Here is a 337-nt window from a genome sequence, read left to right on the forward strand (position 1 = left end):
GTGGCGTCCCCTAGGGGATTCGAACCCCTGTTACCGCCGTGAAAGGGCGGTGTCCTAGGCCTCTAGACGAAGGGGACGAAAATCATGTTTTGCGAAGGTTACTTCGCAATGATTTTCGTAAAGGCGACGCCGAGCCTGCGAGGCTAGCGGCCTTTAGCGCTGTTCGTTGTTATCGCTAACTTTGAATCGGGTAGCTGCTTGCGCCGCTATTCACATCCCAACCCAACGAACGGGCTTCTCTCGTTTGGCTTTCACCAAACAAGCACTGACGCTTGCGCATCAGGTCTTTGCTCTAACTACTTTGAATCAAGGCAATCTGTGTGAACACTCAACAACA

General features: G+C 52.2%; 1 tRNA gene. It reads right to left on the minus strand.

Going from position 1 to position 337, the window contains the following annotated elements:
• Position 1 precedes the first annotated feature (1 nt).
• Positions 2-77: transfer RNA gene (locus tag HB860_RS22000), tRNA-Glu, on the minus strand.
• Positions 78-337: the final 260 nt, after the last annotated feature.

The sequence above is a fragment of the Aeromonas genomosp. paramedia genome (assembly GCF_023093515.1).
In the GTDB taxonomy this organism is placed as follows: Bacteria; Pseudomonadota; Gammaproteobacteria; order Enterobacterales; family Aeromonadaceae; genus Aeromonas.